The 26,771-nt window shown below is 68.1% G+C and carries 25 protein-coding genes and 1 pseudogene; 21 read left to right on the top strand and 5 right to left on the bottom strand.

Annotation, left to right across the window (positions count from 1 at the left end; genetic code table 11):
- The first annotated feature begins 38 nt into the window (after nucleotides 1-38).
- The 16 genes from CcI156_RS18285 to CcI156_RS18360 all read left to right on the top strand — a co-directional run bounded on the left by CcI156_RS18285 (nucleotide 39) and on the right by CcI156_RS18360 (nucleotide 16,709).
- Nucleotides 39-905 (top strand): methyltransferase domain-containing protein, encoded by an 867-nt coding sequence (locus CcI156_RS18285; protein WP_083718642.1) that lies wholly within the window; start codon nucleotides 39-41, stop codon nucleotides 903-905.
- Between the two features lie 82 nt (nucleotides 906-987).
- Nucleotides 988-1,773: an SAM-dependent methyltransferase gene (locus CcI156_RS18290; protein WP_076807089.1), complete on the top strand. Its 786-nt coding sequence runs from the start codon at nucleotides 988-990 to the stop codon at nucleotides 1,771-1,773.
- 311 nt (nucleotides 1,774-2,084) lie between these two features.
- Nucleotides 2,085-3,425, top strand: a complete 1,341-nt coding sequence (gene fxlM, locus CcI156_RS18295; RefSeq protein WP_083718636.1) for a methyltransferase, FxLD system — start codon at nucleotides 2,085-2,087, stop codon at nucleotides 3,423-3,425.
- A gap of 3 nt (nucleotides 3,426-3,428) precedes the next feature.
- Nucleotides 3,429-4,988: a hypothetical protein gene (locus CcI156_RS18300; protein WP_023841406.1), complete on the top strand. Its 1,560-nt coding sequence runs from the start codon at nucleotides 3,429-3,431 to the stop codon at nucleotides 4,986-4,988.
- Nucleotides 4,981-5,280 (top strand): 4a-hydroxytetrahydrobiopterin dehydratase, encoded by a 300-nt coding sequence (locus CcI156_RS18305; RefSeq protein ID WP_076807091.1) that lies wholly within the window; start codon nucleotides 4,981-4,983, stop codon nucleotides 5,278-5,280. The genes CcI156_RS18300 and CcI156_RS18305 overlap by 8 nt, the downstream gene beginning before the upstream one ends.
- A 99-nt stretch (nucleotides 5,281-5,379) precedes the next feature.
- Nucleotides 5,380-5,835, top strand: coding sequence for a GNAT family N-acetyltransferase (locus CcI156_RS18310; protein WP_076807093.1), 456 nt, complete (start codon nucleotides 5,380-5,382; stop codon nucleotides 5,833-5,835).
- 635 nt (nucleotides 5,836-6,470) lie between these two features.
- Nucleotides 6,471-7,511, top strand: coding sequence for a radical SAM protein (locus tag CcI156_RS18315; RefSeq protein WP_076807095.1), 1,041 nt, complete (start codon nucleotides 6,471-6,473; stop codon nucleotides 7,509-7,511).
- Nucleotides 7,504-8,205: a hypothetical protein gene (locus tag CcI156_RS18320; RefSeq protein ID WP_023841410.1), complete on the top strand. Its 702-nt coding sequence runs from the start codon at nucleotides 7,504-7,506 to the stop codon at nucleotides 8,203-8,205. The genes CcI156_RS18315 and CcI156_RS18320 overlap by 8 nt, the downstream gene beginning before the upstream one ends.
- A 99-nt stretch (nucleotides 8,206-8,304) precedes the next feature.
- The gene (locus CcI156_RS18325; protein ID WP_076807098.1) at nucleotides 8,305-8,919 is read left to right on the top strand and encodes an AAA family ATPase; all 615 of its coding nucleotides are present in this window, start codon (nucleotides 8,305-8,307) and stop codon (nucleotides 8,917-8,919) included.
- A 27-nt stretch (nucleotides 8,920-8,946) separates the two neighbouring features.
- Nucleotides 8,947-9,384: an NUDIX domain-containing protein gene (locus tag CcI156_RS18330; protein WP_076807101.1), complete on the top strand. Its 438-nt coding sequence runs from the start codon at nucleotides 8,947-8,949 to the stop codon at nucleotides 9,382-9,384.
- Between the two features lie 620 nt (nucleotides 9,385-10,004).
- Nucleotides 10,005-10,934 (top strand): hypothetical protein, encoded by a 930-nt coding sequence (locus CcI156_RS18335; RefSeq protein WP_254847504.1) that lies wholly within the window; start codon nucleotides 10,005-10,007, stop codon nucleotides 10,932-10,934.
- A 44-nt stretch (nucleotides 10,935-10,978) separates the two neighbouring features.
- The gene (locus CcI156_RS18340; RefSeq protein ID WP_076807103.1) at nucleotides 10,979-12,067 is read left to right on the top strand and encodes a TauD/TfdA family dioxygenase; all 1,089 of its coding nucleotides are present in this window, start codon (nucleotides 10,979-10,981) and stop codon (nucleotides 12,065-12,067) included.
- 77 nt (nucleotides 12,068-12,144) lie between these two features.
- Entirely contained in the window at nucleotides 12,145-13,365 is a 1,221-nt protein-coding gene (locus CcI156_RS18345) for a class I adenylate-forming enzyme family protein (protein WP_217697717.1), read from the top strand.
- Nucleotides 13,349-14,002 carry an HIT family protein gene (locus tag CcI156_RS18350; protein ID WP_076807107.1) on the top strand — a complete coding sequence of 218 codons (654 nt, stop codon included), beginning with the start codon at nucleotides 13,349-13,351 and terminating at the stop codon, nucleotides 14,000-14,002. Before CcI156_RS18345 ends, CcI156_RS18350 begins: the two co-directional genes overlap by 17 nt.
- Nucleotides 13,999-15,576 (top strand): AMP-binding protein, encoded by a 1,578-nt coding sequence (locus CcI156_RS18355; RefSeq protein WP_023841417.1) that lies wholly within the window; start codon nucleotides 13,999-14,001, stop codon nucleotides 15,574-15,576. The genes CcI156_RS18350 and CcI156_RS18355 overlap by 4 nt, the downstream gene beginning before the upstream one ends.
- The gene (locus CcI156_RS18360) at nucleotides 15,573-16,709 is read left to right on the top strand and encodes a DUF6624 domain-containing protein (protein WP_076807110.1); all 1,137 of its coding nucleotides are present in this window, start codon (nucleotides 15,573-15,575) and stop codon (nucleotides 16,707-16,709) included. Before CcI156_RS18355 ends, CcI156_RS18360 begins: the two co-directional genes overlap by 4 nt.
- A gap of 24 nt (nucleotides 16,710-16,733) precedes the next feature.
- Here CcI156_RS18360 and CcI156_RS18365 read toward each other — a convergent pair whose 3' ends face one another.
- On the bottom strand, nucleotides 16,734-17,189 hold the full coding sequence (locus tag CcI156_RS18365; protein ID WP_254847505.1) for a ribonucleotide reductase: 456 nt from the start codon (nucleotides 17,187-17,189) through the stop codon (nucleotides 16,734-16,736).
- A 660-nt stretch (nucleotides 17,190-17,849) separates the two neighbouring features.
- Between CcI156_RS18365 and CcI156_RS18370 the strand changes: the two genes are divergently transcribed.
- Nucleotides 17,850-19,988: a radical SAM protein gene (locus CcI156_RS18370; RefSeq protein WP_083718644.1), complete on the top strand. Its 2,139-nt coding sequence runs from the start codon at nucleotides 17,850-17,852 to the stop codon at nucleotides 19,986-19,988.
- A gap of 19 nt (nucleotides 19,989-20,007) precedes the next feature.
- Here the strand turns inward: CcI156_RS18370 and CcI156_RS18375 are convergent, their stop codons facing one another.
- Complete coding sequence (locus CcI156_RS18375) at nucleotides 20,008-20,628, bottom strand: hypothetical protein (protein WP_076807115.1); 621 nt, start codon at nucleotides 20,626-20,628, stop codon at nucleotides 20,008-20,010.
- An 83-nt stretch (nucleotides 20,629-20,711) separates the two neighbouring features.
- On the opposite strand from CcI156_RS18375, the gene CcI156_RS18380 reads away from it, so the two are divergent.
- On the top strand, nucleotides 20,712-21,812 hold the full coding sequence (locus CcI156_RS18380) for an aldo/keto reductase (protein ID WP_076807117.1): 1,101 nt from the start codon (nucleotides 20,712-20,714) through the stop codon (nucleotides 21,810-21,812).
- On the top strand, nucleotides 21,809-22,639 hold the full coding sequence (locus CcI156_RS18385; protein WP_076807120.1) for an endonuclease/exonuclease/phosphatase family protein: 831 nt from the start codon (nucleotides 21,809-21,811) through the stop codon (nucleotides 22,637-22,639). The genes CcI156_RS18380 and CcI156_RS18385 overlap by 4 nt, the downstream gene beginning before the upstream one ends.
- 10 nt (nucleotides 22,640-22,649) lie before the next feature.
- On the opposite strand, the gene CcI156_RS18390 is transcribed toward CcI156_RS18385, so the two are convergent.
- Complete coding sequence (locus CcI156_RS18390) at nucleotides 22,650-23,345, bottom strand: hypothetical protein (protein WP_023841424.1); 696 nt, start codon at nucleotides 23,343-23,345, stop codon at nucleotides 22,650-22,652.
- Between the two features lie 176 nt (nucleotides 23,346-23,521).
- Here CcI156_RS18390 and CcI156_RS18395 point away from each other — a divergent pair, with 176 nt between their 5' ends.
- Nucleotides 23,522-24,043: a GIY-YIG nuclease family protein gene (locus CcI156_RS18395; protein WP_217697718.1), complete on the top strand. Its 522-nt coding sequence runs from the start codon at nucleotides 23,522-23,524 to the stop codon at nucleotides 24,041-24,043.
- Nucleotides 24,044-24,782: 739 nt separating this feature from the next.
- Here the strand turns inward: CcI156_RS18395 and CcI156_RS18400 are convergent.
- Nucleotides 24,783-25,433: a 2'-5' RNA ligase family protein gene (locus CcI156_RS18400; protein ID WP_023841427.1), complete on the bottom strand. Its 651-nt coding sequence runs from the start codon at nucleotides 25,431-25,433 to the stop codon at nucleotides 24,783-24,785.
- Nucleotides 25,430-26,233: a hypothetical protein gene (locus CcI156_RS18405; protein ID WP_023841428.1), complete on the bottom strand. Its 804-nt coding sequence runs from the start codon at nucleotides 26,231-26,233 to the stop codon at nucleotides 25,430-25,432. The genes CcI156_RS18400 and CcI156_RS18405 overlap by 4 nt, the downstream gene beginning before the upstream one ends.
- Before the next feature lie 312 nt (nucleotides 26,234-26,545).
- On the opposite strand from CcI156_RS18405, the pseudogene CcI156_RS18410 reads away from it, so the two are divergent.
- Nucleotides 26,546-26,771: pseudogene (locus CcI156_RS18410) on the top strand (IS110 family transposase); the annotation flags it as partial.

The following is a 26,771-nucleotide window of genomic DNA, read 5'->3' on the forward strand; positions in this document are numbered from 1 at the left end:
CGCGGGAGGTGGGTACCGTCTCAATTCCAGGAGTGGCCGTGGCTTCGCAGCACCTGTCCGACACGAGCTGGGGCGCCCTCCGTATCAGCGAGTGGACCGAGTCGGACCTGCTCGTCGTCCGCCGCTTCGATCAGCCCGACCCCCGTCACCGCCGACCCTCCGCCGGCGAGACCGTCGTCCTCGCCGGCGCACGCGCCCGGCCCGGACAGGACCTGGTCGCGCTCAGCCCGACCCCAGGGCTGATGACGGGCGCGCTGACCGCGGTCTGCCCCGGGGGCAGCGTCACCGCCGTCGCCCCGACCGCCTCAGCCCTGGCCCTGATCCGGCCAACCCCGGAAACCCGCTATCGGTGGGGATCCGTGTGGGACCTCACCGATCTACCTCTCCTCGACGCCAGCGCCGACGCCGTGATCGGCCGCACCGTCCTGGCGCCGCTCGGCCATCCCCGCCGCATGCTGATCGACATCGCCCACRTCCTGCGACCGGGCGGACGGCTGTCGATCTGCGAACCGCTGCTCGRCCAGCGAAGCCCGACCGACCTCGACGGACTGAGCTGGCACGACCTCGCCCAGGTCGTGAAGGTCCTAACAGACGTCCAGCCCGCAGCTCACGCCTTCACCGTGCCCGCCGCGGTCGGTAACGCCCGCCTCGCCGGCCTCGTCCACATCGAGCACATCACCGACACCGTCACCGCCAGGATCACGAATGTGGCCGCCGCCGAGGCTGCACTGCACGCCCCGGGCCCGGCCGGCGAGTCCGTCTACCAGGCAATCAACCGCGCCTTGGGCGCCGCCTTCGCCCGCCGCTACGCCGATGCGTGGCGCGTAACCGCGCGCCGCCGCCCCCTCGTGCTGACCACCCCGATCGTCTACCTGACCGCCGTCAAGCCAGACACCGGGACCTGACCGCTGGACACCGCCGCGTCGCGCAGGGCGCGGCGCCGCGGACCGCCACCCACGAACCTGACATCTGTTCGGGAGTCCACCGATGGCCGCATACCCGCCGCCCACCTTCGCCACCACCCGCCCCCACCCGGCCAGGGTGCGGAACTACTTCCTCGGGGGCAAGGACCACTTCCCGGTCGACCGGGAGCACGCCGCCGCCCTTGTCTCGATCGTCCCGAACATTGCGGAGGCGACCCATGCGTCCAGGCAGTTCCTGGTCCGTGCGGTCACCTACCTGGCCGTCGACGCGGGCGTGCGGCAGTTCCTCGACATCGGGCCCGGCCTGCCCGTCGAACACGCCACCCACCAGATCGCCCAACAGGTGGCACCGCAGTCACGCATTGTCTACGTCRACAACGATCCTCTTGTCCTGGCTCACGCTCGCGCGCTGCTCATCGGAGCGCCCGAGGGGGTGACCGTCACCGTCGATGCCGACATCCACGAGCCGAAGGTGATCCTCGGACGCGCGGCCGAGACCCTCGATCTCGCCGAACCCGTGGGCCTGATCCTGACGGYGGTCATGGGGCTGGTCGACCTCGACGAGGCGTACGCCATCACCCAGACACTCCTGGATGGCCTGGCACCGGGCAGCTACCTCGTCCTGGACGACGRCACGGTCGACCCGGACAACGAACAGATCACAGAGCTCGAAGAGCTGTCCGAACACCACGGATACCAGTACCGAACACCACAGGAGATCACCGGATTCTTCGACGGCCTCAACGTCGTCGAACCCGGCATCGTGCCCCCAGCACACTGGCGAAACGCTCCTGAACCGGAGGACCCACTCGCACCGTTCGGGATGTGCGGAGTCGGACACAAGGACTGATCGCTAGCGAACCAGCCCGCAGACCCCTCTCCGCCAGGACGGAGACGCCGTTCAAGATCGAAAAAGCTTGATCCGGCCGAACGAACTGACATGCCCGTGGCGAACAAACGCGGCCAGCAGCAACAGTTCTCGCAGGTCAGCCGCCTTGCAGGTACCGAAGGAAACGTTCGTGGCGAGGGGAATGACCCGCCTCGCGGCGCCAGGCATCGTAGAGCCGCGTCGCACCAATCCACCCGCACCCGAAAGATCGTTGACGCCGTAGAGTCGACAGGCCATCACACAAGGTCGTCATCCGAGCGAGGAGAAGCCTGGTGTCCACCTCCACGAGTGAGCCCACCCAGGAACAGGTGGCCCCCCAGCCCGACGATGTCGCTCGCCTGCGCGAGGAGCTCATCCAGGAACTGCGGGAACTGAAGGCAATCGTGACGCCGGAGGTGGAGAAGGCGGTGCGGGCAGTGCCCCGGCATCTGTTCGTCCCCGAGCTGCCGTTGACCGAGGCGTACGCCGCCGAGCGCCACTACGTGACGAAGAACGACGAGCTGGGGGTCAGCATCAGTTCGGTGTCCGCCGCGCGGGTTCAGGCCATGATGCTGGAGCAGGCCCAGATCCGCCCCGGGATGCGCGTTCTGGAGATCGGCACCGGCGGGCTCAACGCCGCGATGCTCGCCGAACTCGTGGGCGAGACCGGCCAGGTCGTCTCGATCGACATCGATCAGGACATCATCGACCGGGCAGCTCGGTTCCTACCGGCGGCKGGCTACGACAGCATCATCTTGCTGCGCACCGACGGCGAGTTCGGCGCCCCCGAGCACGCTCCCTTCGACCGGATCATCGTCACCGTCGGCGCGATGGACCTGCCMCCAGCCTGGAGTGACCAGCTCGCCGAGGGCGGCCGGCTCGTTGTCCCGCTGCGGATGCGTGGCCTGACCCGGTCGGTGGCGTTCGAGCGGGAGAACAACCGTCTGGTGGACCGCGGCTACGAGCTGTGCGGCTTCGTGYCGATGCAGGGCGCCGGAGAACAACGTGAACGCCTCGTCCCGCTCCACGGCGACGAGGTGCGCCTGCGCCTGGACGACGGCCAGCAGGCCGACGGTGACGCCTTGGGCGCCGCGCTGACGATGCCCCGCAAGGAGGCGTGGGCAGGGAGCGTCGAGAAAGGCGGCAGGTTCGACGGACTGTTCCTGTGGATGGCCATGAAGCTGCCCGACTTCGGGCTGCTCGCCGTGACGAAAGCCGCCGTGGATTCCGGCCTCGTCACCCATTCCTGGGGGCTGGGAGTCCCGACCCTTCTCGACGGTGACAGCTTCGCGTACCTGACCTTCCGACCCACGGACGAGACACGCGAGCATTTCGAGTTCGGCGCCTACGGGCACGGCCCCCACGCCGACACGACCGCCGCGAAGCTGGCCGACCTCATCGGATCCTGGGACGGCACCAGTCTGAACGCCCGCATCAGCGTTCACCCCGCAGACGCCCCGGACGAGTCCCTTCCTCCGGGCGCCCTCATCCTGACCCGCCGCCACAGCCGTATCGCGGTTACCTGGCCGTCCTCCACGCAGGACCGGCTGTCCGGCGAGCACTCCGATGCCGCTTCCCAGCCGCGCCGAGCGACCGAGGACGACCTGGGTGGCGCACAGGCCCAGGAAGGGTGAGACATGACGAGGCCCAGTCTGCGGGCGGAGCAGGATGAGCTGCGTACACGGATGCGCGCGGCCGGCATGTCCCACGACGAGATCGCGGTCGAGTTCGCCCGCCGCTACAAGCTGCGCCCCCGCGCCGCGCACCGCATCGCACACGGCTGGACCCAGGCACAGGCCGCAAACCACATCAACGCCCACGCCGCCCGCACCGGCCTCGACCCCCACGGCACCGCCCCCATGACCACCCCCCGACTCTCGGAACTGGAGAACTGGCCACTACCGAACAACCGCCGCCGCCCCACCCCCCAGCTCCTCGCGCTACTCGCCGAGGTCTACGGCACCAGCATCCACAACCTCATCGACCTCGACGACCGCGAAAACCTCAACCCCGCCGACACACTCCTGATCAATGCCACACGCGGAGACGCTCCATCGACACCGCTGGCAGGATTCCCCGCGGCGCTGTCACCGCCCACGGTTCCCTATTCCCGGCCGCCGGCTGATCCTGGCGCAGACGCGGGATTCGGCGGTGTGCCCAAGCGGCTGCGTCTCGATGCGTCGGCTGGGAGCATCGAGGGAGTGGACGTTCTCGGCCGCCGCGGGTTCACCCTCCTCGCCGGCTCCGCGCTTGTGGCGGGTCTGGCAGGGCCACGTCGTGCCCGCCGCGTCGACCCGGCGCTCGTCTCCTACTTCGACGACCAACTGCAGGGCCATTACCGCGCGGACATGCTGCTCGGCTCCGGCGCGCTGATCGGCACGGTCGTCTCCCAGTTCGAGGTCATCGAGCAGCTGGTGGACACAGCGGATGGGCCGACCCGCCAGCGCATGGCGAAGGTCGGCTCGTCGTTCGCCGCGTTCGCCGCGTGGCTGTGGCTGGACGCCGGCGATCCGGTCGCCGCGATGCGCTGCCACGACGCCGCCCTCGAACTGGCCCACCGCTGCGGGGAACGCGACGCCGTCGCCTGCGCTCTGGTCGACCGGGCGATGGCCTTCACCGACCTGGGCAACGCGATGGCCGTGATCGACCTGTGCCAGGCCGCGCTGGTCGACGCCCGGCATCTCACGCCCGAGGTTCAGATCTTCGCCCTGCAGCAGCAGGCGCACGGTGCTTCGCTGCGCGGCGACCGCCGGCAGGTCGATCTCCTGCTCGATCAGGCCGGCAGGCTCGTAGACCAGGTCGACGTCGAGGAGTGGGGCACAGCCTGCCGCCGCACCGACAGCTACGTCGAGGTGCAGCGCGCCACCTGCTACGGACGGCTCGGCCTGGCTGACGACGCCGACCGTCTCTGGCAGCAGATCATCCCCGCCGCGCCTCCCTCTGCCCGCCGCGATGTCGGGGTCTGGTCCGCACGCCATGCCGTCGCCGCCGCGCAGCAAGGCGAGCCGGAACGAGCGGTGGGCCTCGCACGCTACGCGACCGCGCTCGCGGTGGAGACCGGCTCCGCGCGAGCCCGTCGAGAACTCGCCGCRGTCGCCGCAGCGATGACCCCATGGCACACACACTCCGTAGGCCAGGATCTGGCGGAGGCGCTCGCGCCCGTCACCACTGACGAGACCGGGAGAGAACATGGCTGAGGCTCTGTCACRGGAACAGATCGAGCACCACCTCACGACCCTGGACGGCTGGACCACCGATGGCCGACGCATCGAACGGCTGTACTCGTTGCCCCACCTCCAGGGAGCGGCGTTCGTGATGCACATCGCCGCCATTCAGCACGAGTTCGGTCACCACTCCGACGCGACGCTCGGCTACAAGACCGTGCACGTGTCCATCAGCTCCAGCGACATCGGCGGCTACGTCGCCGAGCACGACATCGAGCTCGCCCGGCGCATCCAGGCAATCGCCTCAGCGCACGGTGCGGGGTAAGACCAGGTCAGCGGCGCGTTCCCGGCTCCCTTCGCCACCAGTCGGGCTCGTGCCGCAGCCGTGAAGGTTTCCCTTTGATCGAAGTCGTAGCCTCACGCAATGACCTGTTCCCATGACCTTCGGGTTCGGCTCGCTCTGAGCAGCGATCGAGAGTTCTTCTTCGAGGTGAGGCGAGYCGCCCTGCGGGCATACGTCGAAYAGACGTCGGGGTGGGATGATGCRGAACAGCGCATAACCGCCGACAAGGAGTTCGCCAATCTGCCATGTGCCGTGGTCGAGGAGAGCGGGCGACCCATCGGCTACACGTGTGTCATCCACCAGAGTGAGTACGACTTCATCGAGGAGATCGCGCTGCTCCCCGAGGCGCAAGGCCGTGGCATTGGCACCCATCTGCTACAGGGCATCCTTCGGGCGGCTCAGCGGCGTGGCGTTCCGGTCCGGCTCAGCGTCTTCGTCAACAATCCAGCACGGGCCCTCTATACCCGCCTCGGGTTCGAAGTCGTGCGGATTGAGGATCCGCGCATGTCGATGCAATGGACCCCAGGCAACGCGTGAGGCACCCCTGTCAACGGACACTGAAAACAGGATCTACCCCTGATCTTGTGGTCGAAGTGGACCCTCACGCTTTCAGGTCGCGAGGAGAACTCGTTTGCGGAGCAGGTTGAAATTCGCCCTGCCATACATCTACCTCTTGATCATTTTCGCGGCACGAGGTCGCAGCAGGGTAGCGGCGCGCGAACTCGACAGCGATCTCATCGTGCGCCATACCCACCGCGCGCATTCGGGCGCAGCTCCTCCTACTCAGCCCGCTGACTGATCTCGCCCATGGCCCGGTGTCCCCTTCCTCAACTTCGACTCGATCGGCCTTGGGGATCTCGGCCACCGACTGAACCAGCACCACCGTAGCCGTCCACTCGCAGGCGAAACGGGGGCTTCGGGTGAGCCTGGGCTCAATGAGCACCCGAACGATTCCCCGCAGCCGAGACGAACATGAGGGCATGCCAGCGCGCTTTCGGGCAGGTCAGCGACCACCTACGGACCCGAATCAGATGTTCGTTCCGTGGGGAATGACCAACACGTGGGTCGCTTGGGACGCTGAGCGCGTTCAGCATCGGTTCGGCAGCCCGCCGCCATGAAGGCTGCGAGTATCTGGCCCGGTCGTCGTACGCGCCTACATCGAGAAGGACACGGTGATCACGCATTCCCCGCCCGCGCCTGCCCACGGCCCCGCGAGCCAGTCCAACGAAGCCGAGAACCCTATCCACACCGACGAACCTGTCGTCTTCACTAAAGGTCACCATTTCAACCTCGCGGCGTTCGGCGACCTGGAGACGATCGCCGCAGGCGCATCCGGCCCGCTGTCGGTGATCCTGCAGGTGACAAAGCGGTGCAATTTCGACTGCTCGTTCTGTTCCGAGACGCTGCAGGAACCGGATCCCACCCTGGCCACGCTGGGGCGGGTGCGGGACAATCTGGTGGGGGTGCCCCGGGTGTTCCTGTCCGGCGGCGAGCCGCTGCTGCGCCGCGACATCGTCGACATCGTCGACATGTTCGCTGGCACCGTGATCGGGTTGCCGACCAATGCCACGCGGGGCCTTCAGCAGGCACGTCACCTGGCCGGCAAGGTCACGTTCGTCACCGTTGGGCTGGAGGGGCCGCGGTCGACGACGAACCGGGTCCGCGGCGACTACGACAGGATCATGGCGGGGGYGCGGGCGTTCCAGGACGCGGGCCTGCCGCTGTCGCTGTCGGCGGTCGTCTATCGCTCAACGCTGACGGCGCTGCCATTCACCCTCCAGATCGCCGACGTACTCGACGCCGGGAAGCTCAAGCTGATCCTCCCCTTGCGCAAGGGCAACGCCCTCGATCTCGCCGACCACGAGTTCCTCACGGTCCAGGAGGCCACGGCGGCGTTTGAGCGGCTGGCCGAGCTACGCACCGTGAACGACTGGCGGCCAGCGTTGCGGCTGACAACCTGGACCMCAGACACCGAAGGTCACATGATCGTGATCAGCCCACGTGGGCTGGCGAGTGCCTGGCCGGTCTACGACGCCCCCGATCTACTCGAACCGTTGGGCAACCTGCTCGACGAGCCGATCTCCGCGATCTGGGCACGCTACCGGTTCAAGCGCAACCACTACGCCAAGTACCTCGGGCACACGATCCACTCCGCCAGTCGCACCGAGCGACCGCCGGCCGCAYGCCATCCGCTGCGGATCACACATGCGTGACGCGACCAACCTGAACTGGATCGACACCCCGTTCGGCGGCGCACGGCGCCCGTTCGCCAACCGGGCCTCCCTGCTTGCCGCCTTCACCATCAACGCGGCAGACGACTCACCGGCCGCCGCCGCCGTGTACCTGCCGCTGCCACAGACGCGCCCACTGAAAGTGGCTGACACGACGGTTCGGTTCGGCTTCCATGCGGTCGCAGCCGAAGGGCGGGCGGAGGCTGCCGCCGTCGTGGCCTCGGTCGACGCTCTGTTTGTCCAAGCCCGACGACAGGCGGCGATCCTCGCCGGCCACCGGCTCGCCGGCGAACTCGCGGCCCTGACCGCCACCAGCTCCGGACAGGTCACACGGGGAATCACTGCGGTAGCAGGCGCGTGGAACGGCCAGCCCCCGAAGCCAGGTCTGGCGCGCCTGTATGAAACTGCCAGCGAACCGGCCCCGGCCACGCTGGCCGACGTGTGCGCCGCCCACCGTCTTCATGGTCTTTCCCTCGATGCTTCCTGGGTCGCGGCCGGCTCATCGTGGTCGGGCTCGCAGATCCTGCGGCATCTCGTCACGCGTGCGCTGGCCATCGCGCTGATCGCCGCGGGGAGCACCAGCCACTACCAATGGAACGCGCTCCACCTCGACACAGTCATCGAGGCCACCGCTTGGGACCAATTCACCGAACTGTGCTCCACGCCCGTCCCATGACGTCGTCAGGCACGTGGGCCGATCCGGCCTTGCGCGCGTTTCCGCGCACCGTCCCGCCGAACGCGACGACCGGCCTCTGGTCCTGAAAGGAGCTTGCCGATGCTGCGTAACTGCCTGGTTGTCGCGGTTGAAGGCACCCATGCCTCCGGCAAGACCACGCTCACCCACGCGCTCGCCGCCTACTACCGGGAACGCGGCGTACACRTCGCCTGCGTCCCCGAACCCGCGCGCAACAGCCCCTTCATCGAGGAGATCGTCGTACACGGACGCGGCGAGTTCGACCTGGAGACCGAGGTCGACCTGTTCGCCGCCCAGCTGACCAGCCAGCTGCGCACCGCCMGCCAACACACGATGATCATCGCCGACAAAACCATCGCGAATGTCCTCGCCTACGCCTGGCTGGTCCTGCCTGGCGGCCCAGACGGACCACATGCGCCCATCCTACGCGCCATGGAATCCTTCTGCCGGRCCTGGTCGCACGTCTACGACGCGGTGTTCTACTGCTGCGACAAGTTCGACCAGCACCAGATCGGAGATCCCTACCGGTCGAAAGTCCTCGACATTCAGCCAGCAGCCGACCGAGTCGTACGCAGCATTTGCGCCAGCGTCGGGCAGCACATTTACGATATCCCACCAAACATGTCCACCAGCGCGAGAGTCGACTGGATCGCCGGGCAGCTCATCGCGCTCGGCCTCGACCCGACCACCCGCTGACCACCTCGCACCGCAGGGAGACCCACCATGACGTACCGCAGCGTCATCGACGTCATGCTCCTGTTCCTCCGCGGCGACACCGTTCTACTCGCCCTGCGGTCCGGTACCGGGTTTGCCGACGGGTGGTGGAATCTTCCCAGTGGAAAACTCGATGCCGATGAGGATGCGGTCGCCGCAGTATGTCGTGAATCCCGCGAAGAGGTTGGCATTCTACTGACCCGGGACGACCTGTCTCTCGCCTCGACCGTGCATTTTCGAAACGAGCACGGCGAAGCACGCCTTGGACTCTTCTTTCACGCAAGGTCATGGAGCGGAGAGCCGGTCAATTCCGAACCCCACAAGTGCGCCCGGATCGCCTGGTTCCCACTCGACAGCCTCCCCGAAAATACCTACCCGTACACTCRCGTTGGAATTGAACTCTGCAAGCAGAAGAAAAACTTCACCGTCTCCGGCTGGAATATTTAGCGAACACCGATATCGGCTCCGACGAGTCGCCGGAGAGAGTCTCCACTCCGATATTCCGCATCGAAGGTTGCCGGATTTCAGTCGATCTTCGGCTCATCACCGCTAATCCACTCGCACCCAGCGGTCCAATTGATCACCCCGGGGATCCGTAGCACAGTTTGCCGAAAGGATTCATATTCACGATGAACGAGCGCGAGTTTCATACCGTCGTCGTGGGGGCAGGYCCCGGCGGATTAATGGCGGCGCACCGAAGTGATGTGCCTGCGCCAGGACTTCTCCTCCTCGACGGAGGGGACGATGTAGACGATCGCGTTGGCGTCATGCGGTCGGGAGATCGACGTAATGTCGTGACCAGGGGTTTCGGGGGCGCTGGCCTGTWCTCCGACGGGAAGCTGTGCCTGTCTCCGCGGATCGGGAGCACCGTCAGCCACAGATTTCCCCCAGCTCTCGTCTCGAAGCGTCAGCACGCGATCGATGAGATTCTTCGTTCCGGTGAACGGGCAGACCTTCACGGCTCCGACGCGGAGACCGCAAAAGGTTTGGAGAAACTGGCCGAGACYGCCGACCTGGAGTATGTTCACTATCCGGTCCGACACTTAGGAACCGACCAGCTTCCACGGATGCTCAAGCGGCTGAGATTGCGGTTGTCTGAGAATGCCACTATCGCCTGCCGTACGACCTGTCTGGACCTTCGCCCGTCTGGACGTCGCGATTTCCGGTGGGAGCTGGAGCTGGACGGCCCAGTTTTCAAGCGGGTCCATGCGGTCAACGTTGTCCTGGCGCCCGGGAAAGTAGGAGCATCGTGGCTCGGGGAGGTTGGCCGCGCCCTCGACCTGCGCCGTGACCCGGCGCAACCGAAGATCGGTTTCCGATTGGAGGGGGCGAAGGAATTTCTCGCACCTCTCCTGAAGGTCGCTACTGATCCCAAAGTCATCTGGAGCGGACCCGACGGGGTCGAGGCGCGGACCCATTGCGTGTGCTACGGCGGCAATGTGGTCCCTGCCGACTATCACGGCCTGCTGCTCGTGGGCGGGCATGCGACCTCCACCCACGCCGAGAACCGTTCGAACAGTGCCATCATCGCTACGGCCGGGCGCCGGCTTCCCCTCAGCGCGGCGGATGTCCGAGGGCTAGTGGCCGGGATCAACAGCCGCTACGGCGGTCTGATGAGCCAACGTCTCGGYGATTTCCTCTCGAACGAKGACGTCGCCRCCGRCCGGGCGGTACGCGGTTTTTCGCCAAGCATCCCGGCAGCTACTCCCGGCGACTTCACCACCGAATTCCCGGCCGAAATCGTTCACGTCCTGCAGTCATACCTTCACCGACTCTCCGCCCTGTGCCCTGAAATCCTCCATCCGGAGAATGTCCTTTACGGGCCGGCGGTAGAGCGTTGGGCGTCCCGCTTCACCGTCAATGACGATATGTCAGCCCTTGGCCATCCAGGATTGTATCTCGTGGGCGACGGGCCCGGACTGACCGGCGGAATCATCGGTGCCGCCGAAACCGGCTGGATCGCGGGCGACGCTATCACCGCCGAGGCGCACCGCTAGATATCTCTCGAAAACTGCCAGTTCCTTCAATCCGGAGGGCTCCAATGGCGAATCCCACGGACCCAGATTTCTCCCCTGTACAGCTTTCTACCGACCATGCGCCGATCTGGATCGGTCGKGATCTGCGCCCAGATATCTATCTTCAGCGGATCGATGACGGCCATCGTGCCGATCTGGTTGCGGAAGTGCGCGCAGCTAGTGCACGGCTGGCAGCTAGGGACGTTTTCCGTGACCGCGACCTGACGGACGACGATTTCTCTCTGTCGCAGCTGAACACGCACCTAGGCGCGTTGTCTGCGGCCGTCACCAACGGGCCCGGGTTTGCCGTGCTCCGAAGCCTTCCGGTCGACGAACTCAGTGAACACGAAAGCCTCGTACTGATCCGCGGCGTGGCTGCTCAGCTGGGACGAATCGCGACTCAGAGCCGTGACGGGCAGCWCATCCGCCACGTTCGCGCCGGTCACACTCTCGGTGACGGTCGGGTGCGGGGACACCAGACAGCTGAGCGTCTGTGGTTCCACACCGACGGCGCCGACGCGGCCCTTCTGCTGTGCTTGCGTGCCGCCGACCGGGGTGGTCTGAGTCGTGTGGCCTCCGCTGCGGCCGTGCACAACGCGATGCTGGCGGATGCACCGGACCTCGTCGCCGAGCTCTACCAGCCATTTCACTTCCATATGGCCGGGGGGAACATCCCTGGCGGTCCACCGACGTTCATCTCACCGATCTTCTGCGTGCACCGCGAGCAATTCAGTACTCGCTTCGTGCGGCACACACTGCTGGAGACGCAGAAGATAACCGACGTACCGCTGTCGTCGCGGGCGCTTGCCGCGTTCGACCTCCTGGACGATGTCGCGGACCGCCTGGCCTGCGACATGGAACTCCAGCCCGGTGATCTCCAGATCGTGCACAATCACTGCGTCCTGCACTCCCGCACGGCCTACACGGATTCCGATCCGCGGCTGGCGCGGCATCTGCTGCGATGCTGGATCAGTTTGCCGGTGGCCGACCGGCGGCCCGGTGCCGTCGAACGGGGCCTGCGCGGCGGATGGCTCACCGACGATCTCCAGCGCGTCGCCGCATCCACCTGGACGCCGCCATCGGTCCCCGCCGGCCCCGCAGGCGGAAGCGCGTGAGCGGCACGCGGCCATGGCGGCACGAGCTTGCCGCTGTTCTCGATCGCCTCGCGGATGATCGCCGCGACGCTCCGGCGGTGATCGACTCTGCAGGCCCGCTTACCTTCAACGAACTGCACCGGCGGGCTCGCGACAGGTCACGGAATCTCGATCACTGCTGCCGTCGGCTGCGTCCCGTCACTGCCAGATCGAATGTCGACTTCCTCGTCGACGTGTTCGCAACCTGGCTGGCCGGCGGAATCCCCCTGCCACTGCCAGCCCACGGTGCCTCGGAGCTGGCGCGCACTTTGCCGCGCACCCCGGGCGCCGGATGCGAGCCGTGGAAGGCTGTCCTCGGCATCGACGAAGGTCGTTACCGTCTCCTGGTCACTCACGGGGAGCCACCGAGCGTCCCACGGAAGGCGCTCGCGCTCAGCATGCGGCCCGACGGCTGCGCGTTGATCAGTTCTCCGTTACACCTCAACGGTCCGTTCGAGTTCGCCGTGCGGCAGATTCTGCTCGGCGGCACCGTCGTGATCTGTCCGGTCTACGCCCCCGAAGTCTGGGTCACATATGCGGACCGGCATCGGCCGAGCTGGATCTTCCTGGTCCCCACCCAGTTACGTCGGCTGTTCGACGACGTCGGCGAGACCGTTGTCGCCCAGGCCGCCGCCTCGGTGGACAGGCTGGTGTATTCCTCCCAGCCCTGTCCGCCCGACCTCCGTGCCCGTCTTCTCGCCGTGTTCGGCGCCGAGCGGATCGCGGAGTACTACGGTTCCGCCGGGTACGACGGCACACTCCGCATCGGTGACGCCGCAGGCGGCGTCCCGATCAACGGGGCCGAGATTCGGATCTGCGGACCGGACGGTGCACCGGCCCCGGCGGGGACCGTCGGCACGGTCGAGGCGCGCAGCGACGTGGGGCTCGCCAGCCATTTCCTCCCCGAGGGATGCCCACCACCCGGCGCCTGGCACACCGTCGGTGACCAGGRCCATCTCGACAGCACAGGGCGGCTGCATCTCGCCTCCGTTGCCATGGCCGGACGGGCCATCGTCGGCGGCGTCAACGTCGCCCTCGCACACGTCCACGCAGTACTCGCCGCGCACCCCGCGWTCGACTACTGCACGGTGTCCGCAGTCCCCGACACCGTCTACGGCCATCGGCTGATCGCCGAGGTCCAGACACGGGCCCTGACGCTCACCACGGAGAAGCTCCACGCCTACTGCGCCGCCCGCCTTGCCGCGCCCGAGCGCCCCGTCCGTCTTGACCTGATCCGTCCCAGTCCGCCGGAGGCGACTGCCCATGCCGTCGATCTGTGACCTCTGCGCCGCTCTCGACCCGGCCGTGATCGACTGCGCGTTGCAGCGGCATCTGGCCAGGGCGCAACCTCGCGTCCTCGCGGCGAATGCGCATGCCTGTGCGATCCCGACCATCGGGGCCTACACGGCCGGCTACCTGCTCCTCGTCCCCAGGGCCCATGTCCTGTCTCTCGGAGGTCTCGATCGGGATGCCCGAGYCGGCGTCGACGCACTGATGCGCGAGATGGCTGGGCGGCTCGCCGAGCGGTACGACAGCCCGGTGCTCGGCTTCGAGTACGGCCTGAACGCCGCCGGGCAGCGCCGGATCGAACATGGGCACCTCCATCTCCTGYCCACCACGGCGGATCTGCACGGCTGGCTGGCGGACCGGCTCACCGGGTACCCCATCGCCTCCCTCGCCGACCTCCCCGCCAACCCCGCCCACTCCTACATCACCGTTCGCGATCAAAGTGGCGTACTGGCCGTCTTCCCGGTCCCCACCGACACACAGCCGCGCATTCGGTTGCGGCAGGTCGTCGCCACGCTCGACCCGCGGCTGGAGGACGGCACCTGGGACTGGGAAGCCGCCCCGCACACCGATCTCATCCGCCGCACCGTCGACGACCTTGCCCCCGTCACGGCCAGGCAGATGTCATGACGACCTCATGGACCCTCACGGCCCTCTGGCAGCACATCACGACACTGCAGCCCCACACGACCGCGCTGGTCCACCGCGACCTGGCGTGGACCTGGGCGGAGTTCGACACGGCGGCAGCGGCCGTCGCGGACGACCTGCGCCAGCGAGGAGTGACACCCGGTCAGGTCGTCGCCCTCTGCCTGCCCAACATCCCTGAGCATCTCGTCAGCCTCGCTGCCGTTCTGCGTCTTGGCGCGACACCCGCACAGCTCAACCCGCGCTACCGCTCCCGTGAACTCGACCAGCTGCTCCGCCTCCTGCAACCCGCCGCGACGATCTCCGACCCGGACTCCGGCTCTCACATCGCCGCGCTCCACGCCGGCGACCGTCTCCGCGAGGAAACACAGATCCGACCGCTTGGCGCTTATCCACTGCTCGTGGCCAGCGCAGCCGAGCGCCTCTCCTCGGTGCCGCCGCGGGATGAATCAACTGAGTGCATCATGATCAAATGTACGGGTGGAACCACCGGGACTCCTCAGGCCGTGGCCTGGCGCGTCGCCGACATCCTCAACAATCTCAACGCCCACAACCCCTGGGCGCGCCATGACCTGACCCGTTCTCCCGCGCGGACCGCCCTGGCTCTGGCCGACGCTCGTATCGTCGTCGCCAGCCCCCTGAGCCACGGCTCGGGTCTGACCCGAGCACTCGGCGCGCTGTGCGCCGGCGGGATGGTCATCACCGTGCCCGGGGCCTCCTACGACCCCGCCGGAGTGCTCGACGCGGTCGTGCGGCACCGCGCTGACACCCTGGCCATCGTCGGCGACGCCTACGCGCGCCCGCTCATCGACATCATCCACGCCGGCCCTGAAATCGACCTGTCGGCGCTGCGCACCGTCACCTCCTCGGGTGTGCCMTGGACCGCCGAAGCCAAAACCGAACTCCTCGCCCTGGTCCCGCATCTGCGGCTGGTCGAGACCTTCGGCGCCACCGAGGCCACCGGCCTGGGCTCGTCTCTTGCCCGTTCCGGGCACGTGCCGGCAACCGGGCACTTCGACCTCGGCCGCCACGCCCAGGTCTTCGGCGCGGATGGAACACCGACCCGCGTCGGCAAAATCGGCCGTGTTGCCGTCCGCCAACCRCTACCAGCCGGTCTTCACCCTCAGGGCGCCCTTCCGGCCGACCGCTATGTCCACTCCGATGACGGACGCACCTACCTGCTGTCCGGGGATCTCGTCCGACTTCTGCCGTCCCGGAAGATCGAGCTGCTCGGCCGTGGGCAGGACTGCATCAACACCGGCGGCGAGAAGGTCTACGCCCCCGAGGTCGCTGCCGCGCTCCTCGCCCATCCCCATGTCGCCGATGCCGCTGTCCTCGCCGTTCCCGACACGCGGCTCGGCAGCGCCGTCGGCTGCGTCCTGCAGCTCCGCGCTGGAGGCAGACTCGCGCAGGTGCTCGGCGACATCCGCGGCGACCTCGCCGGCTACAAGATCCCACGGGTGGTCCGGGTCGTTGCCGCCATACCCCGAACCCCGGCGGGGAAGGTCGACCTCGTCTGCGCCCGCCAGCTCCTCAGCGACCAGGAGGCCAGCTCATGACAACACCCGACATCACCGCGTGGGCTGACCTCATCGCGCTCGCCGAGCAGGAACAGCAGGCGCTCCTCGCCGTCCTGACCCGGCTCGTCACCGACTCCCAGCTCGAATCTCAGGTCGCCGCGGCCCTGAACTACCCCGACTGGCCTCTGCCCCTGACGCTGCTCCCGAGCAGGGCCGCGCACCTCACCGCCGGCACACCCGAACTCGCCGCCTACGCAGCTGTCTCCACCGCCGCGACCGCGCAGGTCCTCGCGTCACTGAGCCGATGGGGTTGGCCGCCTCCAAGCCACCCCGCGGCCCGCGACGCCGCCTGGCTGCTACTCCAACACTCCGACACCGAGACCGAGACCCGCCGCGACCTTCTCCGTGACATGGCGGACGCCTGGAAAAATCGCGGAGCAGACCCTCGGCATCTGGCGCTTCTGACCGACCGGGACCGATCCCTGCGCGGCGAGGAGCAGCGGTACGGAACGTTCGTCCTCGTCCGTGACGACCGCCCATGCTTTCTTTACCCCACCGCCGAAATCAGCAAGGTCGACGATGAGCGGCAGCGAATCGGACTGCCGACTCTGGCCGACGACACGCCCTACGCCTACTGCCCGATCACCCCCTACCGGCAGGCCCGCAGCGCACCCGTCAACCCGCCGGCACCGGCCACCATCGCCGTCCTGCCGCCACCACGCGCCCCGCAGCCGACGACGCACAGTCCCGCGGAAGACTCTGCCAACCGTCACGATGTCTACCTTGCGGCGACGCTGCGTGACCGGGAGGAAATCCGGCGCGTCCGCGCCCGCATGCCACCGCCCCTGGAATCCACCGCTCGCTGGATCGATCTCGACCCCCTCACGCGACCCAGCAGCCAGTTCGACGCGGGCATCGTCCTCAACCAGCTCGCGGCCCAACTCTGCATCGACGACATCGCCCGCGCCCGACTTCTCCTCGCCTACCCGCTCAGCCGGCGCAGCGACGGCGTCACGACCGAGATCGGCTGTGCACTCGCCTACGGCAAACCCGTGATCATCGCCAAGGGCTCACCGCAGTGCAGCTTCGACATGCTGCCGTCCGTCACAATCAGTAATGACATAGACAGTGCCCTGGCAGCAGCATGTCGTGCGCTTACCGACGCGRCCTGAGGCGGCCCGTCAGGCCGACGCGCTTCAGTAGGAGACCTGGACGGGGATGTCGAAAGGCGCGAATCTCGGCGACTGCGGCGTGTTCGACGACGCGGGCGGCGGTGGTGCCGACTCGGCCRCGAGTTCGGCGTGCTCCAGCGGCGTGAGGACGCCCAACGCAGTGCGATCCTCCAGCGGCAGGAAATCCAGCGCCAGCCGCCTGACCACATAGTCGATGATCGACAGAGCTCGCGGGATCTCCGGATCGTCCGTCATTCCCGCGGGCTCGAACCGCAGGTCAGCGAACTGCCGAACGTATGTCGCCAGCGGCACTCCGTGTGCCAGACCGGTCGAGATCGCCGACGAGACGGTCTCGGTCATTCCACGCAAGGTGGATCCCTGCTTCGCCATGATCAGATTGACGTCCGCCAGCGAACCGTCGGTATGCAGAGACGCGATGATGAAGCCGTAGGCGCCCCCAACCGTGAAGGCTCTCGTCATGGACTGACGATGGCGTGGCGCCCGCCGTGCCACGCCACTGGGCGTACGGGTTCCCATCGTCGACGTCGCGTCAACCACGGCGCGTTCCTCTCGATCGACATGTTCATTCTGACGAGCTACATCCAGTAATGATCACAACAGATAGCGTCACTACATAGCGAGGGGCGCCAGATGTTGTGGTGCGGCCGAGAGGTCAGCATAGGGCAACGGTCATCCCCTCTCGACGTCGAGGCTCGGCGTGTCCGACTTCTTCCGACCGCGCCAGTCGCGACCTGCCCACATCGGGGGCTCGCGCCCGCATGTCTCAGCCACGAGCCCGGGGGAGGCGAAGAGGAACCGGGGCTTTGCGAGATCGGCCCCGCCGACTTCTCCGGCGATGAATCCAGCCTGCTTCGCGGGAGCCTCGACGCGTCCGCTGCGACAGGCACTCACCTCTCACCAGTGAGTCGCCCTGCAGGCCCGGTCACGCTGGAAGTAACGCGGCCCGGCTCCGCTGTTTACGCAGGTGGAGGCCCTTTTCGGTACCGAAGAACTTCTTCGCAGTACGGGGAATGACTCATGTCGCCAGGTCGCGGACAGTGACAGGACCTTTACAACCGCCGAAACCTTTTGGAAGCCTCAGGGCAGGGCTTCGGCACCGTCCGTCCGGAGGCAAAGTCCATGCAGCATCCGCATGAGCCCTTCGCCCGGCTGTCCGCTGCCCTGCGCCTCGCTGGCGCGAGTTCAGCCCCCACGCCACCTCAGAGTGATCTTTTTCTGGATCCCGGTGCGCTGCGCGGCTGGGTGGAACGACGCTTCGCGGACGAGGTGGGCCGAGTCCGGGTCGCGGGCACGCTTGACCGCCGTCTGGTCTTCGTCGAACGGCTCGACGATCGGTGGGTCGTCGCGGATCTGTCCGGTCAGCCGCACCGTTCCCGGGCCTGGCCCCCGTGGGCGCGAGAGTCGGTCGTCATCGAAGATCCAGGATCGTCGCTGTCATTGGCCATGCTGGCCGAGGATGCCGTGCGCCGGCTGTCGCGTCCCAATGTTCTCCTGGCGGCGCTCTATCACCCGGAGACGTTTCCGCTGCCGCGGTTCCCGCTGGGCATCAGCACGGTGGCGCGCGCGGCCCGGGGAACACTGCTCGGCACGGTGTCGCTGGCAGACATGCAGCTCGGTCTCCCCCTCGACGACCTGATCGCTCGCGTCGAGGCGGACCGGCCGGACGTCCTCGGGGTCTCCGCGACGTTCGGCCAGTACGACCTGCTCACCCGCCTGCTGGAGGTGGTCTACGCCAACGTTGATCCGCCGCTCGTCGTCGCCGGTGGCAGTCTCACCGCCAGGGTCGAGCGGGTTCTGCTGGACCGGTTTCCCCAGTTGTTGGTCGCCAGGGCGGGTGGGGAAGCGACGATCAGCGCCCTGCTGGCGCACTGGCACGGCGACGGCGGCCTCGACGAGGTCCCCGCGCTCGGCTACGTGGGAGCGCCCCGTGGGGGCGGGCTGGCGGTCGGACGGCGGCGAACCGCGAAACCCGTCGTCCGGGACGTGACAGCGAATGTCGTTCCCGAGCTCGATCTGCTGCCGGCGACGTTGGACCGTCACGGTGTCGCACAGTTGGAGACCAGCCGGGGCTGTACCAGCTACTGCTCGTTCTGCCCCCGCGATCACAAGGGAGCCTGGTCGGGTGCCGGTGTCGAGCGGCTGCCGTGGCTGCTGGGCGAGCTGGGCGCGGTCTTCGACCGCTACCCGCGGGTGTCGCGGACGTTGTACCTGGTCGACGAGGAGTTCMTCGGCCGCGGCCCCGATGCCCCGGGCCGGGCGCTGCGGCTGGCCGGTCTGCTGCGCGGGGCGGGCTTCGGCTGGGAGTCCAGCTGCCGCATCGACCAGGTCGTCGACCCGGACCGGGACCTCGGTTGGCATGCCGAGCGCGCCGAGATGTGGCGGATGCTGGTCGCCTGGGGTCTGCGGCGGATGCTGTTGGGTGTCGAGTCCGGGGTGGACAGCGTCCTGGAGCGGTTCGCGAAGGGGACGAGCGGCGACCAGAACGTGCTGGCGGTCCGGACCCTGTCCGTGCTCGGCGTGCCGACCCGGTTCACCTACATCACCTTCGACCCGCTGATGACCCTCGACGAGCTGAAAGCCACCCACGCCTTCCAGGGGCGCACAGACCTGCTCCTGGCCCCGCAACCGGATATTCCCGCCGCCGAGGTCGCGCGCGGAGTGCGGGACGGCCGCTTCGTCGCGACGGCCAGCGCGGGCATGCCGTTCTACCGGGGGATCTCCTACCTGCTGGTCGGCATKGAATGCCTGATCGGTGCCGCCTACACCCGCCAGGTCCAGCGGGCCGGTCTCACCGGGGCGGTGACGCCGTCGATGGGGCGGGTGGAGGCCCGCTACGCGGACTGGCGGATCGGGGTCGCCGCCGGCTGGGCGCAACGCTGGGTCGACCGGCACTTTGCCCTCGACTACACCTTCAAGTCGACGGAGAAAATCCTCGACGGCGAGCCGCGCCGCCTGATCCGCGAGGCCCGTAGGGTGCTGAAGGACGCAAGCTACCTGCTACTCGGCGACCTGATCGCCGAAATCGACACCCAGCCGCCACATCATGATCCGACGGCCGAGGCCGTCCTGGACGCCCGGATCTGGCAGCGACTCGAAAGGCGCCTCGCCTTGCTGCGGGGCGAGCTCGCGGCCACCGTGCACGACCTGCTCACCGCCCTCAGCCGTGAGCACGCAGAGCTGCTCGCCGGCGAGCACCGGCGATGGTCGGCGGCCCGCGGCTGGACGCTGATCAACGCGGTGGACTCCTGTGCCAGCTGACCCGCCGGCCCGCGCCAGGTCAGGTGCCGGTCTTCTCCGGGATCGGCACCCAGTTGAACTCCGGACAGAACCGGGCGTAGGTCACCAGCTTCCACGCCGCGTAGTCCTCCACCCGGCCGCTCTGGCGCAGCAGGTGCTTGACCCAGGTGTGGCAGACCCGCTCGTCGTGGCTCATCGCGGTGTCGATCTGGTCGAGCATCCGRCAGGCCACCGCGAAATCGTCCACCGTGAGCGCGCTCAGATCGACCTCAACGCCGTCCACGGTGAAGCTGAACACCAGCCGGGTGGTGGAGAAGCTGGTGTGGCGCTCRCCAAGGAAACGGGCGCGGCCGTCGAGCGTGGACATCAGCTCGGCGCGGCGTTCCACCGGGTAGCCGATACCCAGGTCCAGGTCGGAGGCCTCCAGGTTCAGCCGGGTCCCGAACGAGCCGACGTCCCGCGGCCGGTGCCCGGTCCAGCGCTCGATGAGGTCCGACGCCTGCGCGCGCACCGCGTGCAGTCGCTCGTCGTGGGCGCGCATCGCCGCGTAGAACGCCGCGGCCCGGTCGAACTCGGCGTCGGGGAAGTCGCTACGGTCGGCCCACCCCTTCGCCCTGATCGCATCCAGGTCCAGCAGGGTGGCARGGTCCGGAGTCGTCATGCCGGTGACCCTAACGTCACAGCCAGCAGCGTTCACACACAGGTCGATCCCAGAGATCGCCGGCGGACAACGAGGGGAACGAGATGACGGCACCGAATCTTCTGACCGCCCGGACGCTCGCCGGCGGGCTGACGGTCCACCCCGTCGGCGTCGGCTGCTGGGCCATCGGCGGACCGGACCACAACCTGGGCCTGCCGATGGGCTGGTCCACCGCCGACGACCGCGCCTCCCTCGCAGGACTGGAACTCGCCTACACCCTGGGCGCGAACCTGTTCGACACCGCCGACGTCTACGGCCACGGCCACTCCGAACGCCTCCTCGGCCAGCTCGTCGCGCAGGTCGACCGGGACAGCCTCGTCCTGTCGTCCAAGGTCGGCTACTTCGCCGGGACCGCCGCCCACGCCTACCTGCCTTCGGCGATGCGCCGCMAGCTGGAGACCAGCCTGGAGAACCTGCGCACCGACCGGCTCGACATCTACTTCTTCCACAACAACGAGTTCGGCCCCGACGACCGCCACCTCGACGGCGCCATCGAGCAGATGCGCGACTTCCAACGCCAAGGCCTCATCCGCGCCGTCGGCATGCGCGGCCCGCACCGCTACGCCCCCCACCGGCTCACCCAGCCACCATCCGCCCGGCCAGACAAACACGCCCGGTTCCGGGCCCTGTTCGACCGCGTCCGTCCTGACTTCCTCGCTGTCCGCCACAACCCGCTGACCCCGCCCGCACCTGCCGGCGAACAGGACATCTTCACCCTCGCCGCCGAAAATCACACCAGCATTCTGATCAACAAGCCGCTCGGCCAGGGCCTGCTCACCGGCAAATACGACCCGCGCCGTCCACCCCGTTTCGGCGACGGGGATCACCGGCGACRCAAACGCTGGTACACCCCTGACGCACTCGCGGTCGTCGACCGTGGGCTCGCGCCCCTGCGCGACCGGTTCGGCCCGTCGACTCAGGACCTGGCCCGGGTGGTGCTGGCCTACAGCCTTCAGCGCGCCGACAACGCGGCCGTGCTCGTCGGCTTCACCACCCCCGACCAGATCCGCGAGAACCTCACCGCCCTCGACACACCCCTGTCCGCCGACGACCTCACCTTCGTCCGGGCCACCCTCGGCCAGCTCCAGCAGGACCTCGACGCCGCTGGCGAGGTCTTCCTCGACGAAACGGCGCCACCCGCATGAACCCCCAGCAGGCCCTGTTCCCAAACCCGCCCGCACCGGTCGCTCCCGCGGCCACGACCGAGCTGCGGCTGGTCACCTTCAACGCCCAGCACGCCGCACCCGACCGGGCCCGCCGCCAAGYCGCCTGGCTCGGACAGCAGACCGACGCGGACGTCGTCGTGCTCACCGAGGTCGGCCACGGACCCGGCGGCCACACCCTGCTCGACGCACTCGCGCAGCACGGCTACGCCCACATCCACGCCCCACGGCCGGGCGCGCCCGACTACAGCACGGTCATCGCCTCCCGCAACGCGCCCCTCGAACCTGTGGCCACGGGCATCGACGTTCTTGCCCACCGCGCACCCGTCGTGGACCTGCGGATCGATGGACAGCGCCTACGTCTGGTCGGCCTCTACGTCCCGTCCCGCGGACCGGCCGCACGCCGCAACGAGAACAAGCGCGCCTTCCAACACGCGGTCACCCGGGCCCTGCCYGACGTCCTTGCCGGCTTCGACGGGCCCGTCGTGGTCACCGGCGACCTCAACGTCGTCGAACCCGGCCACGTCCCGCACTATCCAGTCTTCGGCCGCTGGGAATACGACTTCTACCGCTCCTTCACCGACACCGGCCTCATCGACGCCTACCGCACCCTGCAACCCACCACCCCGGGCCACAGCTGGTACGGCCGCGGCGGCAACGGCTACCGCTTCGACCACACCTTCCTCACCCACGACCGACTCGACCTGACCCGGTGCGACTACCTCCATGCCCCCCGCCACGAGGGCCTCAGCGACCACGCGGCGATGGCCGTCGCCGCTGTCGTTGCTCCCCGGCATCTCCAGTCGTAGTCCGCCGGCGTCAGATCGATTCCGCCGCGATCCAGGCGAGGATCACTCGTCGTATGAGGGCTCGTCCTTCGGTGAGGCTCATGGCCGATGTCTTGCTCGGGGTRCCGGGCATCCTGGCGTGCCGTGCGGCCTGTCCGCTGATACCGGGATGGTTCGCGGCCTGCTTGAACGCCTGCTTCTCGGCTTTCGTTACCCAGCCGAGGGCAATCGGGTCGCGGCCGTCCTGCACGATCTCCCACACCTTGTAGAGCTCGACCCACCCAAGGTGCGTGGCCCGGCCGAGCATCGCCAGGGCCTCCGCGAGCGCCGGACCGCGGGCCGCGGCAGCCGCCTGCGGCGGGCCTGGCGGCGGTGGCGGCTCGGAGGCCACCGCGTCTCCTCCTACAACGACCTTCCCGAATTGGGTAGTACACCTAATTGTCTCAGGCGTGAGGACGGCGTGACGTCGATCACCGTCGTCGTACATCCCGGTCAGCTCGACGGCGTGGAAGTCGGTGCCGTTCAGCCAACCGATGCCGTTGACCCAGGCGAGCACCTCGGCCGCTGCCTCGTAGAAGTCCGTGTCCTCGGGCCGGTGGTCCACCGCTGTCGAGGTGAGGTAATAGCCCTCCTCGTCGCAGGAGACCTGAGTGTCACCCGTGGGCAGCACCCGCGAGAGCAGGGCGAGGTCGGTCTCCCGGCCCCGTAGACGCGCTTTCAAGGTCATCTGCCCAGCGTACGGTCTGCGGCCATCTCCTCCGCCAGGTGCAGATGYCGACGACTCCTGTGGCGATGGGCGGATCTGTCGGTGCGCCGGACTAACGTCGCGCAATGACCGACACGRCAGGTATGTCCTGTACGCATCAGGGCTTGGCTGCGCCTGTACGCCAATCGTCGGACGACGTGATCGGAGATCTTCGCGACGCGCATACCTGCATAAAGATCGCGATCCGGCGAGCTGCTGCGCACGGACTGGTGTCCGACCCAGATGCCGTACTCGACGCGATCGCACCTGAGCTGGTGGCTGTCAAGGCGCTGGCGGAGGAGGCCGCGCTGCGCATCACCGTCGAGACCGAACGACGAGAACRCACCGAGCGCGCCCACACGCGAGTGCTTCGAGTCGTCGAGTCACGGGTGCGCAACGCGCTCGCGAACCTGGTCGTCACCGCCGTGGACAGGGAGTTCAACCCGCACGGCTGCTTCGTCTACCTGCTTTGGGGGACCGACCCCGACAGACCRCTCTACGTGGGGAAGTCGACCAACATCCTGGCCCGGCTCGGCCAGCACATGAGCGACTCGACGAGGCGCTACCGCGTCCAGCGGGTCACGGTGATCCGATGTCGGGACGGCCGTCAGATGGACCGCACCGAAGGACGGCTGATCGAGGAGTACCAGCCGACCCTCAACATCCAGGGCATTCACTAGCGGAATCGCCATTTCGGCGTTCATACCGGCCGTCCACGCGTCCGTCGAGTCACTCGGCCTGCCAGCGACGACATCGACGGAAGCGCGCCGAGTGGTGGACAAGGGAGTCGGGGCCAGGTCATCGACGCGACCATGCCCGTCGATGACCTGGCCCCGACCGCCGTGGCCTTCCTCGCCGCGAATCCGACCTCGCCGCCACCTGAACGTCTGGACGCTCATGCTCGACGCCCCGCGGATTGTCCGGGCGCGATCCTCCTCACCTACCGCACGCTGCGCCTCGACGCGTTCGCCCACGACCCAGAGCTGCATGGCCTCCTGGATGAGGTTCACGTCGAAGCCGTGGACGCCCTGGACAGCGCCGCGCACGCTACCCGTGTGCTCCAGCGCAGCCTCAATCAGCAGACACCGGCGGGTACACCTGCTGCGGACCTCGCCTCCTACGCAGCGTCAAGAGCCAATCAAGTCCGGGTGGACATCCTGCGCGGGTTTGAGGAGTTCCTCCGATCTGGGCAGACCTCGTCGCCGGGCTGGGGAGAACCGTCGAGCCCCGCCCGCGATCAGAATTGTCCGGGTCTTCCTTGCGGGGGATGCGAGCCAGCGGGTGCCGGCAGATCTGGCCGAGATCTTTGCTGTCCTGGTCGGCCTCGCTCAGCTGGCCCTCACCCGGCCCTAACCACCGGCCTGCACCCTCGTTGCAGCCCCGCCGCGTCGTCCGACCCGGGCGACCAGACGAGACGTGTCAGGCGCTCAGAGGGGCAACGGTCGCGGTGTCCCACTGGTAGGTCCGGCCTTCGCGGTACAGCCGCACCAACCGTAGATCGGCTACGGAGACCTCGGCGGGGGGCAGGTCACGCAGCCCCGCGACCCGGTGGATGATCGGTTCCGCGGGCGTGTCGCGGTTGCAGTAGGCGATGCCGATGTGCGGACGGAAACGCCGTTTCACGGCGGGCAGGCCGCAGGCGGTGGACACGTCGTCCAGGGAGTCCCGCAGTCTGATCAAGGGTTCCCAGGGGGTGACGGTGAAGCGGACCGCGCCGTTCGATCCTGCCAGCGGTCCGACCCGCAGCCGGAACGCCGGCTGGTGACCGCACTGTTCGGCGACCCGGCGGGTGACCGCGGCGAGGGTGGCGGGGTCGATCTCGTCGGTGAACGCGAGCCGGCGCACGGTGAGGTGCAGCCCGTCGGCGGGTACCGGGTCGAGACAGGCGAGGTCGTGCAGCTGCTGCTGGCAGGTCGCGGCGAGGTCGCGTAGCGCGGCGCTGTCGAAGGTCAGGAACCAGTGGAAGCTGCTCCGGCCCGGGGTCCAGCCGGGCCGATCCCAGTGGTCGGTCATGGAGGGTAGGACTCGGAAGCGTTCCCAGTCGTCGTGGACCGGATCGTGCTCGCTCACCGTGACGCGCCGCGGGGCAGCGTCTGGGTCACCTCGGCGAGTTCAGCGACGGCGGGCAGGGTCCGCCAGGGCGCGGTGCGGCGGGCCAGTTCCTGGCCGCGTTGGCGGATCGACTCGATCGGGGCGGCACCGGCGCGGGTGAGGGCCTCGACGCCGAGCGCGGCGCTGTGTTCCGGGTCGGGGTCGGCGCCGGCCGTCAGCGCGGTGGCGACATCGAGGGTGATCAGGACATCGCTCCACCGGGAACGGTCGGCGCCCGGCATGCTGCTGGCGGTCTGGGCGTAGCTCTGGACGAGGGCGGTGTCGCCGGTGCCGACGTGGGCGGTCGCGGCGTTCGCCGCGATCCGCGCGAGGCTGTAGGCGCCGAAGGAGATGCACGGCGACATGCCCTCGGGTAGCTCGGCGTCCTCGGCGAGGTCGAACGCGCGGCCGACGGCTTCCCGCACACCGTCGCGGTCACCGAGCTGGCCCAGGGCGCGGGCTTCGCCGTTGATCGCCAGCCGGATCGCCTGCGGCCCGCCCGCGGCGTGGATCTGCCCCTCTCGGGCCCGTTCCAACGCCAGCCGGTAGTCACCGGCGTAGTAGGCGCACAGGCTTTCGGTGCCCCGTACCCAGGCCGCCAGATCGCTGTCCTCGACGGCCACCGCAAGGGTGAACGCCTCCACGCAGTAGGCGCGCGCGAGTGGGAAGTCCCCGAGGTTCACCGCCATATAGCCGGCCAGCCCCGACAGCCGCCCCGCGGCCCGCAGCAGCCGGACTCGGTCCCGGGACGTCTGCCAGCCCTCGATGAGGGTCTGCACGACCTTCCGCTGGCGTACGACAAGAGCAGCCAGGGCGGCGTGGCCGCCACCCTTTCGTATGAGAATTTGAGTCCGGCCGCGGGACGCCTGTGGTCCTGATGTTGGYCGGTGGGCYGTTTCGGCCCGGTATCGCCGAGTCCCGTGCAGCATCTCCGATGCTGTCCGGATCGACGTCGGCGTTCTCTGGTGCTCAGAGCCCGTCCAAGAGTATGGCGGTGGAGGTCCTGGGGTACTCTTTCCTGCTGCTACGAGCGCGTTCCTCAGTTTCCTGTGGTCAGGGCCTCTCCGGACAGCACCTACAGGTTGCTGACCATGGAGGGCTGGCAGATGCAGGTGTTATTCCCACGGTGCGCGGGCCTTGACGTGCACCGGGACACGGTCGCCGCGGCGGTGCGCATCCAAACCGGTTCGGGTAAAGCCGTCACCGAGGTCCGGACGTTCACCACGACCGGGGGCTCGCTCGGACTACTCGCGGACTGGCTCACCGAGTGCCGGGTGACGATCGTCGGGATGGAATCGACAGGCGTCTACTGGAAGC

Origin of the sequence: Frankia sp. CcI156 (genome assembly GCF_001983015.1) — a bacterium.
In the GTDB taxonomy this organism is placed as follows: domain Bacteria; phylum Actinomycetota; class Actinomycetes; order Frankiales; family Frankiaceae; genus Frankia; species Frankia casuarinae.